We start from the raw sequence: 12,040 nt of genomic DNA on the forward strand, positions 1-12,040 counted from the left end.
GGTGAACGCGGGCTGGAATGGCTTCAGGGTACCTCTGCCCAGGCCTGGCCAACCAGAAAAGCACCCAATTAAGGGTGCTTTTCTGTCAGCCGGCCATGGATCCCTGCTGAAGCTGGTACATCTGATAATATTTCCCCTTCAGCTTCATAAGCTCCTCATGGTTGCCTTTTTCGGCGATTCGTCCCCGGTCGAGGACAAGAATTTGGTCAGCATTGCGGATGGTGGAAAGGCGGTGGGCAATAATAAAGGTCGTCCTGCCCTCTTTCAGCACCTCCATCGCATTCTGGATCACTGTCTCTGTTTCGGTATCGATGCTTGATGTTGCTTCGTCAAGAATCAGGATGGCCGGATCAAAAGCCAGCGCCCTTGCGAATGAAATGAGCTGCCTCTGCCCGCTTGAGAGAGTGCTTCCTTTTTCAATGACCGGTTCATCAAATCCTTTTTCGAGATTTTCCAGTACTTTGTCAGCACCTACATCCCTTAAGGCTTTTTCGACATTCTCCCTTGTGACAGCCGGGTCATTGAGGCTCACATTCTCTGCTATCGTCCCGGTGAACAGGAAAGGATCCTGGAGGACAATCCCCATATGCTTCCTGAGATTCTGCCGCGACATGCCGGTGATGTCCTTTCCATCAATAGTGATGCTCCCTTTCTGGCAATCGTAGAAACGGAACAGCAGATTCATGATGGAGCTTTTGCCTGAGCCGGTATGCCCGACAAGAGCAACGGTTTCACCGTGGGAAGCTTTGAAGGTAATGTCCTTGAGGACATATTCGTTTTCCTTATAGCCAAAATGGACCCCATTAAATTCTACATTTCCTTTATAGCGCGGAACCTTGCTGTCATCCACTTCGATTCCTTCCTCATCGAGGAGTTCAAATACCCGCTCACCTGCCACCAGTGCCTGCTCCAGATTGGCAAGCTGGTTGACAATTCCCTGCACAGGCTGGAACAGACGGTTGATATAGTCAACAAAGGCATAGAGCATTCCAAGTGAAATGACTGCAGATGCATTTAGGGACTCACCCCCGAAATACCAGATAAACGCAACGAAGACGATATTCCGGAGTACACCGACTAGATTATGGGAGGTTAATGAGTTTAAGTTGAGCAGTTTGTTCTGATAGGTAAAATGCTCTGTGTTCAGCTTTTCGAAATCTTTCCTTGTGTCTCCCTCGCGCCCGAAGGCCTGGATGATGTTCATCCCCTGTATTGACTCGTTAACCATTCCATTGATATCGCTCACTCTGGTCCTGATGACCTTATTATATTTGGATGCGTACTTTCTATAGACAATCATCCAAATGTACAGGATCGGCAGAAGAATCAGGCAGATTGCTGCCAGCTTGGCATTTAATATAAAGAGCGCGGTGTAGATGCCGGCAATATAGATGAAGCTTGTAAAGAAGGTTGAAAGCACGGTCACGTAAAGCTCGCGGATCGCTTCCGTATCATTCGTAATCCTGGCAACTACCTTTCCTGCCGGGAGATTGTCAAAATACTGGACAGGCAGTTTCTGGATCTGCCCGAAAACATCCTTCCGCATTTTCTGGATGATCCGGTTAGCAGACTTTTGCAGATAGTATCTTTGTCCATACTGGAAAATGGCCGCAATGACAATCAATCCGAAGTAAAAGGAGAGAAGCCTTATGATGCGCGGGATTTCAGGTTTATAAAAACCCATCAGCTCTTCCCCCTGGAGCCTCGAACCTTCATACACCTCTTTTTCTTCTCCTTTTGAGATGGTCAGCAGACCATCCTGAAAGCTTCGTTCTCCATCAAATTGTATGTCGCCCTCCACAAAGATAAAATCTTTTCCAGCCTGGAGGATGCGGGCCTGACCGATCATGGGAGAGCCTTCATCCATATACTGCTCTCTTGTATAATAATGGCCTTTATATGAAACAGAATCATCGTTTTCTCCTGTCTGATACCAGACGGATTCAATCCCGAGTATATGCTGGTCAATCAGCCTCTTGGCAATGAACGGACCCGCAAGGTCTGCGGCAACGGCGACAGTAAGCATGGCAAGCGCGGCCAGAATGATCTTTTTATAAATAAGCGCATATGAAAAAAGGCGTTTTCCTGTTTTCATGACAGCACCTCCTCTTCTGCAGCTGCCTGGGCCTGCTGTCTGATATACTGCTCTTTATACCAGCCTGACCCTTTCATCAGCTCTCGATGTGTCCCTTCCTCGGCTATCACGCCATTGTCCAGGACTATAATATGGTCCGCATGCTGGACCGCCGTCATGCGGTGTGTGGTAATGATGGTGGTTTTTCCTTCCCTTTCTGAGCGGATATTGCCGATAATCTTTTTCTCTGTTTTCGCGTCAACAGCCGAAAGTGAGTCATCCAGTATCAGTATTTCAGGATCCTTGATCAGCGCCCTGGCAATCGAGATCCTCTGCTTCTGTCCTCCTGATAGGGCAACCCCCTTTTCACCAACAAGGGTCTCCAGACCTTCAGGAAGCATTTCAAGATCCTTGCGGAAGGCTGACAGGTCAATGGCCTTCTGCAGATCACTTTCATCTGCCTTTTCGTTTCCGAACAGGATATTCTCCCTAACCGAACGGGAAAAAAGAACATGATCCTGAGGCACATAGCCAATCCAGCTCCTTGTATTTTGCAGTGACTGTTCCCTGATCGGGATTCCAGCAACGGCCAGGGTTCCTGTTCCGGCGGGATATTCCCTGAGCAGCTGCTTGATGAAGGTCGTCTTTCCGCTGCCCGTTTTGCCGACTATCCCTAAAGTCTGGCCCCTATCCAGCCTAACCTTGATGCTCTTCAGATTATCAGTGCTGCTCGACGGATACCTGAAAGTAACATCATCGAAAACAATATTCTCCGGTCTCTCGGCATCAGCAGGCTTGCCGGGATCCTTTACATCCTCCTCGTAGGAGAGCGTTTCCTGGACCCGGTCAAGGGAGGCATTGCCCCTTTGCATGATATTGATCAGCTCGCCGATTGCAAACATTGGCCAGATCAGCATTCCAAGATACACATTGAAAGCGACAAGATCTCCTAGTGTGATCGCCTGATTGAAGACCAGGTTGGCTCCATAGCCAAGCCCGATCAGATAACTGAGGCCGACGATGATTTTAATCGTTGGATCAAAAAGGGAATCAATCCTGGCGACCTTGATATTTTTTTCATAGACATCCTCTGTCATATCGTGGAACCGGTCTTCATCTGCACGCTCCTGCACATATGCGCGGATGACCCGGACACCGGATACTGATTCAAGGACTTTGTCATTCAGGTTCCCGAAAGCATCCTGGGCCTCCATGAAACGGACATGGATTCTTTTTCCGTATATTTTCATTAATAAAGCCATAAGCGGCAGCGGCAGGACTGCTGCGATTGTCAGCTTCCAGCTGACCAGGAATCCCATAGTCAAGAGGATCGTCAGCATGAAGATGCTGCTGTCAACAAGCGTGAGAATCCCGAATCCGGCCGTTACAGATATAGCCTTTAAATCATTTGTCGCCCGCGCCATCAGGTCCCCGGTCCTGTTCTTCTCAAAAAATGACGGGGTCATCTTCAGCAGATGGTTCATAAATCTGCTCCTCAGCTTTCTCTCAACAAGAAAAGCCCCTCCGAAAAGCTGATACATCCACACATACGTGATCCCATAAGACACTACTGTAATCACCCCGAGCAGCAGCAAATACTGAAGGATCTTGCCGCTGTCGAGCGATCCCAGATGGATGTCATCGATTGCCTGCCCGACGAGCCTTGGTGGCATCACATCCAGAACCCCCACAATCGCAAGCAGGATAATGGCAACCGTATATCTTTTCCATTGTTCCTTAAAAAACCAGCTCAATTTCTTCAAAATCGAAAACATTCATTCCTCCCCTTTCTATTAACAGCCGCTCTGCTAGCCTCCCTCGAGATCTCCAGGCGAAATAGCAATCCTTTCTTGTTGATAAAACAGCATAACCAACTTCCTCCTTTTTAAAAGTTATATAGAAAACAGGCTGATGCCTGGTATTCCCATCATATAAAGACAAAAACAAAAAAAGACATACCGCGTCATGGCGATATGTCCCGAAAAAAGACAAAAGCACAGGCTGCGCAAAAAGCTGCCTGTGCTGAATCAATAATAAAATGAATGATTACTGGGAAAAGTCAGGGAAAGGACAGGCCGGCATATATTCAGTTATTAAAATAGCATCATTTCGTACAATCATGATCATGCGCCCCCTTTTCAAATTTTTCCACTTTGTAAGATTATCATCTGTCTTATTAAAAGTCAATTGGCATTTTTGTTATTTTTCTGAACTTTATTACTCTGCCACAACAGCTGTTCCATAGGCAATGATTTCTGAAGCATTCTGCATAACAGCAGAAGACTCCAGGCGCATGCAGATCACAGCATTCGCCCCTTTTTTCCTGGCATCTTCCACCATCCTCCCGATTGCCAGCTGCCTTGCTTCATCCATCATTTCTGTATACTCTTTGATTTCTCCTCCGACAATGGTTTTGAACCCTGCCAGAATATCCTTTCCGATATGCTTGGACTGGACTGTGCTTCCCCTGACGAATCCTTTCAATTCTTTCACTTCCATACCTGGAACAAATTCAGTAGTGACGATAATCATGCTCATTTTCCTCCTTTTTTTCTTTATTCCTTTCCCAGCCCACCATGATAAGCAAAGCAATGATTAATATGGCATAGGAGGCATAAAATATGACAGCCGCCTTTAAATTGATGAAAATCATCGCGAGCCCAAGGAGCTGCCCGCCGAGAGCCGTAAATAAGAGAAGCTGCTTTAATTTCTCCATTCTTTATCTCCCTTGTTTTTCCTCCAGCTCTTCTCGACAAAAATAAAATAAACCAAGAGGGGCATCGGCGCCTGGATAAGGCCGATCAGACCCCACAGCCAATAATGATGCCCCCTTTTTCTCGCATGAAGAAAGAGAAAAACACTTTGGCTGATTAGTATAACGGCAACAAGCAGCAGGAGCGGCAGGGAAATTTCCTCATTCATGCTTCATTCACCCTTTGCCTGACAAAATAGTAGGTGCCTGCCCCTGTAATGAATATCCCGGCTGCTGCCTGGATGGCTATGAAGACAGCTGGAAGCTGGTGCAGGGTAGTAAGCAGGACCGTTAATATCACCGCTGCCATCACAAAGAACAGGCCAATATCCCTTATCCAGCTTTTCCGCAGCTGCTCCTGCTTTTCTGCAACCATCTCCTCGAACCATTCAAGCTCCGGAGTATGAATAGAAAATGACTGGTCAAGGATCTCAAGCCCTTTTTCGATTTCATCAGCTGCCAATCTATCCTGTTTATTTTCGTATTTACTTTCCAGCGGTATGATTTTCTGTTCCTTTTTCATGCAGGCCCAGCTCCTTTCTGACAGCTGCAAGTCCATTATGGATCCTTGATTTGGCTGTTCCGGGGGATATATTCATCATGTTTCCTATTTCGTCGTAGGAATAGCCGTAATAATGCTTTAAAACGATTGCTACGCGTATATCATCTTTCAATTTGCCAAGAGCGGCAAGAGCATCATTCCACTCTTCATTCCGGCTCTCCATCTGCCATTTCAGCTTCCTCCATGACTGCTCCTGCCCTTGCCAGTGTTTCTCCCTTTTCTTCCTGCGCAGATGGTCTATATATAAATTGGTCGCAATGGAAATGAGCCAGGAAGAGAACTTCGATTGGCCATTATACAAATGGATTTTTTCGAGGGATTTTGCCATGGTTTCCTGGGCAAGCTCCTCTGCCAGATCCTTATCCATGGCTGCCTTGACCAAATACTTGACCAGAAAAGGGTAATTTTGCTTAAAAAGCATGGCCAGTGCCCTTTTGTCACCTTTTTTGGCTGCCTTGACGAGCTCTTTGTCTTCCATTTTTGACATCTTTCCTTCCAATGCCCTTATATGATAGGTTACCTCTTATCCTGCTCTATTCCGCTGCTGTTCATTTTCTTTTCATTCATATGACGGCGGGGCCACGAAAATCGTTCATTTTTTTCCGAAAAAAATATTGGATAGTGCCGGCTGCACAAACTGAAGGCTGCATTTGCAAAAATGCAGCCTTCAGTTATTCATCTTTTAAATAATCTCAGGAGAATCTCTTTCTGACCGCCAGCAGGTAGATTCCGTTAAACAGCAGCAGTATTCCCGCAATTACGAAAGTAATCTCCGCACTGTTGTTCTCCGCCATCGCCCCAAACAATACTGTTGAAAGGGCAAACGCCATGGAGACCAGCGTATGCTGGGCACTGAACACCTTTGGCAGCTCTTCTGCCGCGACCTCTTTTTGTATATAGGTGTACAGAATGATGCCTTTGATCTGATGGATAAGCCCGCTGAGAAATACTAATAGTAATGCAGCCCAGGCCAGTGAATTGGCGCCAAACAGCAATGTCACTATGGCCACTCCGAAAGAGGCGGATATCAAGGTGAGTTTCATATTTTTTTCAAAAATAGAAGAGAACTTCTTGCATATGACCCCGCCCAATATTAAGCCCATGAAAAAAGAAGTGTTGATATAACCCCACCAGGCTTCCCCTGCCTTTAAAACTTCCGCAACAAATACATAAAGAATGGCAGCTATCCAGACTACGTTAGCAATGGCTTCTATTAGAATCACCACATGAAAGCTGCGCAAAACAGGCTGCGTCCAAATAGAGATCCAGCCTTCCAGCAGAACGTTCACCGTACTTTGCTTTTCAGTATTGGACTGGAATGGAGTCTTATCATTGATTAACTGCATCATCAGGGAAGACACGGCATAGAAAGCCAGCGTAAGCCAGATGACATTCTGCCCTCCTGCCGCTGCAGTCAAAATGCCGCCAAGTGCCCAGCCGCCTAATTGGATAGATTCATTTAATAAAGCTAAAAAGCTGTTGGCTTTCATCAGTTCTTCTTTCTCCACCAGCCTTGGCAGCATGGCGTCTGAAGCCGGGAGTGCCCAGCCGTCGAAAAAAGCAATAACAAATATCAATACTAATACGAACATTATCTCCGGAGAGCTTTGCAGCCAAAGCCTGCCAGAAAGAATAAAAAGCGCCAGCGTCTTGCTCACCTGGGAGCTGACAAGCATGGATTTAAGTTTGTATTTATTGAGCATTAATGGCGAAATTGCTCCGCTAACAGCCCGGCCTGCCATATTCAAAAACGGCAGCAGTGCCAGGTACACCGGAGACCCGGTAACAGAATATAAAATGGATATCAAACCCACTATATAAAACACATCTCCTAAATTGGCGAGTGACTGCCCAATCCAAAGAGACCGGAAAGATTTGCTTTTCATATAACCTGCCCCTCTTTATCTTAGAATTTAATGATAAAAAGGAAAATTTACAATGGACGATGCCTCCTTATGATCGTTTATAACTTAGGTTATAAAAATTTTTTCGGCAAAAAACAGGTTCTGTCTCAGCAATCAATCTGAGGGAGAGGCTTGAAAAGCAATCAATCCTTCTGAAAATTCATTTTTAGAAAATCTTCCTGCAGGATGCCGTAAAGAACGCAATCCTTATACTGTCCTTTGGCATTACGTATCATATGCCTGACAATTCCTTCTTGCTTCATTCCCGCTTTCTTCATCACTTTCCCGGAAGCAGGATTATCCGTATTATGAGCGGCAGAAATTTTATGAAGATTCATTTCAGAGAACCCAAACTCCATGACCGCCTTTAATGCTTCTGTAGCATATCCTTTATTCCACCAGGCATAGCCCAGGGAATAGCTGACGCTGCTGTTTCCGGTGGTCAGATCCCAATCATACAAGTCAATTTCTCCGACTAATTCCCCCGTGGCTTTCAATTCGATTCCCCACCAGCAAAAGTCTTTCCTTTCATATCTGGCTGCTATATCCGCCACTCTCGCATTGGTTTCAGAAACCGTCCTGTGTGCCGCACTCACCCTGTTTTCTGCTACGCGCTCATCTGAAAGCCATCGGTCGAAGATGGCTTGGCTGTCCGAACGTTTCAGCCTCCTGAGATTCAGTCTTTCGGTCTCCATTAGCGGTGTTCCCAAATAGGTGATCATTTCAGCCGAAAACCTTTAAGAGATCTTCAAATTTTTTAATCTCCTTATCATATTCACTCACTTCCCCGAAGCCGTATTGAGCATAAACGAAAGGGATTCCTGCGAATCTGGCGGCTTTTCTGTCGCCTTCTGTGTCACCTACATATACCGGGCTGGAAAGATGATTTCTTTCTATGATCAATTTGATATTCTCACCCTTTGAAAGGCCGGTCCGGCCGGGATTTTCGAAATCAAGAAAATATTTTTCAAGCTTATGATATTTATAGAAAACCTCTATGTAGCCTTCCTGGCAGTTGCTGACAATGAAGAGCTTATATTTTTGCGAAAGTTCCTCCAGGACTTTTTCAGCATTTTCATAAAGTTCTCCACCATGGATTCCCAGGAAGTGTGCTTCAGCCTTCCTGCATTCCTCCACCAGCTGCTGCCGCTGTTCTTCTGTTAGATCAGGAAAAAGCCTGCGGCTTATTTCATCCATCTGCAGACCCATTGTTCCTTCAAAATCTTTCCGTGTCAATTTACCTTCCTTGCGGTCATCTTCTTTAATGACACTGTTCCAGGCAACCAGAACTGTATCAATTGAATCCCAGATGGTCCCATCTAAATCAAAAATAATGCTGTCCATGTATCTCGTCCTCTCTTTCTTTATGAAAATTCCTGATGCTATCCTCCATCATTCAATCTCCCAATAGCTTCAACAGCTTCATCCACATGTGAAACATCAATAATTTCTATTTTTCTGCTGCTTTCTTTTTGTATAGCTGCAGCTTCTTCCGCATTTTCACTCGGAATGATCAGGTATAAGAATCCAGATCTTTCAGCAATCCGGATTTTTTCCTTTATCAATCCTACATAAGATACTTCTCCATGCTCATTAATCGCCCCTGTAACTGCAACAGGCAGCCTGTTTTCAAGGAGTCCTTCTTTAACGAGCCCTGAAAGCGCCAGGCTGAGTCCGGCACTATTGCCGGCAATGTCTGGCTGCTGTATAAATCTCCTGAGCCAATCATCTTCTTTTCCCAGGTATTCTGCTGCGTTCTCTTCCATTTGCAGCAAAGGTTCTTTCTGCAGATGAAGCCATTTTAACAGCTGCCGGTTTTTGCTGTCATATCTAACTTTATGATCCACTTCAGCAACGGACAGTACGTCAACTCCCTGCGCTGCCAAAATCTTTTTGGCATCTTGTTCACTGTTCTGGTTTTTCAGCGTAAATTCAGCTACGCCTACCGAAAAAATACCCGATCCCTTTAAGGCCTCATTCGGTTCCTGGTAGGCATAAGCGACATGCGAAGGGGGAGAGCTCAGCGCTACCAGCAGCAGCGGCAGTTCATAGCAGAACAGGAGGAAGAGGAGAAAGGCTGAAACTGTGATTTGTATTCTGTTTTTACGTTTTTGGCGGAAAACAAACCATAAATTCAGCAGAATCACCAGCAGGAGAAACAGCATAAAGACAAAGGCATATTCATTGATGATTTCTAAAAGGTATAGAAGCAAAAATACTATATAGAAAAGGAATGTCATGATACCGGCAATGACACCAGTTTTATACATTATCCATCCAAGCCCCCATTGGTCTGGTTTTTATTATCTATCTTCATAGCCGGGAAACTTCTATATTAGCAGGCGGCGGGTTTTTGTTAACTTATATCCAAACATCATTCTCCGCTGTCTGCTCTGTTCTTTACTGCCCGGTATTTATAACGCCCTTCGGCTCTACAAGCATGATTTTGCATTCGTTCCCGGCAAAAGGCTTATGTTCAGTATTTTTAGGGATGACAAACAGCTCCCCTTCTCCCAGCTCCACTTTTCCATCACGGAACTCAATGGTCAGCCTGCCTTCCAGAACGATAAAAACTTCGTCCGTGTCATTATGCTTATGCCATACAAAGTCCCCTTGGACTTTAACAAGCTTAAATTGATAATCATTCATTTCAGCAATGACTTTAGGGGACCAATGATCCGCAAATTTTGAAAACTTCTCTTGAAAATTGATTGGTGAATATTTCATTGTACTCTCCCTTATTTTTAATTGCGTTTTGCAGCATCGATCATATGCAAAAGAATCCCATTTCTTATGCTTCTAGATGAAGAGCTGATAATCCTTCAAAACTCCTTGTTAATTGGCGGCAGAATCATAAAAGAAGCGGACATTGTCCGCTTCTTAATTAAAGGCTCTTTTCCCGTTGACTGTTGCTACTTTGCTATCGTTATTTAAGAGCAATTTCCCGCCCAGCCATAAAAAGCGGAACTTCCCGGATCTGAATGACGGAAGCAGTGACAGGCTGAAAAATAAGCGCAGGAATTCCCCCTAATTTCGAAAAAACACTAAAATCAGCTCAAATAGACGGAGAAATTCCGTCTATCAACTCAAAAAACAGGAAAATGGGCAACTTCGCTACTCTTAACCGGAAATTCTCCGCTTATTTGTACCCACCCCTGCTATTTTCAGGAGCCTAACCGCAGAATCTCCGCTTATTTTAAGGCTTGCTGGTCACCCGAATAAGGATTAAGCTCCTCTTTATCCAACACCATAAAATGGAAATTATTCTTGTTATAATTAAAAGCAGCAATCTTTACGAAAAGAGCCTAATTAATTATATAGCCGTTTCAGCTGCCGCCTTTTCCAATTCTTCTTCGGTCCGGCTGTATTTAGGCAGGACAGCTGTGTAAAACAGGCCGACCAGTATCAGGCATCCTCCTACAAGCCAATAAAGCATTTCTACTTTCAGGATCGCCGGGAAGCTGTAGGCGATGAAACCGAGGGTGACTGACTGTGAAAGCATCATCAGCGGGCTGATCCATCCCTGGACCCTTCCCATCATTTTTGGGTCGATGATGCTGGGCATCCATCCGCCGATTGCGATATTTACAAGAGGCAGGCCGAGGGATGTCAGGAAAATCAATACCATAAACAGGATAATAGATTCTGCAAAGGAAGCGGCAATCACAAAGGCCCCTGTGATGGTGATTCCGGCAATGATCATCTGATAAAGCTTTATTTTCTGGGAAAGCAAGGTGGCGATGAAGCTGCCGAGCAGAATGCCTGCTCCGAAAACCATCCCGATGACAACCGATAATTCCTCATATGTTTCTGGCGCAAGCCTGTATTTCAGCATAAAAACCGGCATAACGCTGAAGCCGCCGTTCACAACACCGAAAACGATGAAACCGGCTAGCAGGGCCGACAGCAGCTTATTGTTCAAAATATACTGCATCCCCACTTTGAAATCCCTGAATACAAGCTTAAGGTTGAGGTCCTTCAATGTGTGCTTTCCATTAGGAAGGCGGACCTCTTCTGCAATGCGGCATGATCTGATCAAAAGGGCACTGAGCCCGAATGTGACAGCATCTACCAGGATGGCGCCGTAAACGCCCACTGTCCAGTAGGCCAAAATGCCAAGGCCGTTCCCGAACAGCATGAAAAGACTCATAATCAGCTGGTTCAAGCCGGCTGCAGCCGTATAGTCATCTTCTTTCAATATCCCCTGGACCATCGCATGCTCGGCAGGGAAAAAGAACTTCTGCACAGCGCTCCTGAGGAACAGTACAAAGAAAATCAAAGGCATCCAGCCTATCAGGATTGTCCCGATCAATGCCACTGACAGTGCAGCAGTGATCCAGTCACAATAATAGGCAATCTTCTGCCGGTCCATCCTGTCTGCAAAAACCCCGACAAGGAAAAATACCGCGAGCGTCGGGAGGCTGTACATTAGCTCTGTAATCGAGGCATATACCGGCTGGTCTGAAAAACGATCCAGCAAGTAGAACATGAAAGCAGTCAAGCCTATTGTGCTTCCCATTTGTGAGGTAAAGTTGGCAAAAAATAATCTGGCATAATTCTTATTCTGGAAGATTTCTTTGAATTTTTTCATTTAAGCTCCCTCGATTCCGGTTAATTGCTTTAATCATAATGCGTTTTCAGGAAAGGGATAAGCGCCTTCTGATGGTTTCTTGCTCCTCCTCGAGGCGGAGGAGCCCTAAGCCAAATAAAAACGCCGTTCCTTCAAGGAACGGCGCATGAGTGTTCTA

At 45.4% G+C, this 12,040-nt stretch carries 13 protein-coding genes; all 13 read right to left on the reverse strand.

Annotated features, from left to right (window positions below; translation table 11 throughout):
* Positions 1 to 85 precede the first annotated feature (85 nt).
* The 13 genes from ABU165_RS12000 to ABU165_RS12060 all read right to left on the reverse strand — a co-directional run bounded on the left by ABU165_RS12000 (position 86) and on the right by ABU165_RS12060 (position 11,883).
* Positions 86 to 2,095, reverse strand: a complete 2,010-nt coding sequence (locus tag ABU165_RS12000; RefSeq protein WP_306009389.1) for an ABC transporter ATP-binding protein — start codon at positions 2,093 to 2,095, stop codon at positions 86 to 88.
* Positions 2,092 to 3,849, reverse strand: coding sequence for an ABC transporter ATP-binding protein (locus tag ABU165_RS12005; RefSeq protein WP_022543556.1), 1,758 nt, complete (start codon positions 3,847 to 3,849; stop codon positions 2,092 to 2,094). Before ABU165_RS12005 ends, ABU165_RS12000 begins: the two co-directional genes overlap by 4 nt.
* 442 nt (positions 3,850 to 4,291) lie before the next feature.
* Positions 4,292 to 4,606 carry a YbjQ family protein gene (locus ABU165_RS12010; RefSeq protein WP_009795141.1) on the reverse strand — a complete coding sequence of 105 codons (315 nt, stop codon included), beginning with the start codon at positions 4,604 to 4,606 and terminating at the stop codon, positions 4,292 to 4,294.
* Positions 4,587 to 4,790, reverse strand: a complete 204-nt coding sequence (locus tag ABU165_RS12015; RefSeq protein ID WP_009795140.1) for a hypothetical protein — start codon at positions 4,788 to 4,790, stop codon at positions 4,587 to 4,589. Before ABU165_RS12015 ends, ABU165_RS12010 begins: the two co-directional genes overlap by 20 nt.
* Positions 4,778 to 4,996, reverse strand: a complete 219-nt coding sequence (locus ABU165_RS12020; RefSeq protein ID WP_009795139.1) for a hypothetical protein — start codon at positions 4,994 to 4,996, stop codon at positions 4,778 to 4,780. Before ABU165_RS12020 ends, ABU165_RS12015 begins: the two co-directional genes overlap by 13 nt.
* Complete coding sequence (locus tag ABU165_RS12025; protein ID WP_009795138.1) at positions 4,993 to 5,349, reverse strand: YxlC family protein; 357 nt, start codon at positions 5,347 to 5,349, stop codon at positions 4,993 to 4,995. The genes ABU165_RS12020 and ABU165_RS12025 overlap by 4 nt, the downstream gene beginning before the upstream one ends.
* Complete coding sequence (sigY, locus tag ABU165_RS12030; protein WP_165352676.1) at positions 5,312 to 5,866, reverse strand: RNA polymerase sigma factor SigY; 555 nt, start codon at positions 5,864 to 5,866, stop codon at positions 5,312 to 5,314. The genes ABU165_RS12025 and sigY overlap by 38 nt, the downstream gene beginning before the upstream one ends.
* A 214-nt stretch (positions 5,867 to 6,080) precedes the next feature.
* Entirely contained in the window at positions 6,081 to 7,274 is a 1,194-nt protein-coding gene (locus tag ABU165_RS12035; protein WP_318060198.1) for an MFS transporter, read from the reverse strand.
* Positions 7,275 to 7,435: 161 nt separating this feature from the next.
* Positions 7,436 to 7,987, reverse strand: coding sequence for a GNAT family N-acetyltransferase (locus tag ABU165_RS12040; protein WP_240684278.1), 552 nt, complete (start codon positions 7,985 to 7,987; stop codon positions 7,436 to 7,438).
* A 28-nt stretch (positions 7,988 to 8,015) separates the two neighbouring features.
* On the reverse strand, positions 8,016 to 8,636 hold the full coding sequence (locus ABU165_RS12045) for an HAD family hydrolase (protein WP_094768322.1): 621 nt from the start codon (positions 8,634 to 8,636) through the stop codon (positions 8,016 to 8,018).
* 38 nt (positions 8,637 to 8,674) lie between these two features.
* Entirely contained in the window at positions 8,675 to 9,562 is an 888-nt protein-coding gene (locus ABU165_RS12050) for a S16 family serine protease (RefSeq protein ID WP_094768323.1), read from the reverse strand.
* Positions 9,563 to 9,692: 130 nt separating this feature from the next.
* Positions 9,693 to 10,019, reverse strand: coding sequence for a cupin domain-containing protein (locus tag ABU165_RS12055; protein ID WP_318060197.1), 327 nt, complete (start codon positions 10,017 to 10,019; stop codon positions 9,693 to 9,695).
* Between the two features lie 586 nt (positions 10,020 to 10,605).
* Entirely contained in the window at positions 10,606 to 11,883 is a 1,278-nt protein-coding gene (locus ABU165_RS12060) for an MFS transporter (protein WP_306009396.1), read from the reverse strand.
* Positions 11,884 to 12,040: the final 157 nt, after the last annotated feature.

It is taken from the genome of Cytobacillus sp. T106 (assembly GCF_040492155.1).
GTDB lineage: Bacteria > Bacillota > Bacilli > Bacillales > Cytobacillaceae > Bacillus_AB > Bacillus_AB infantis.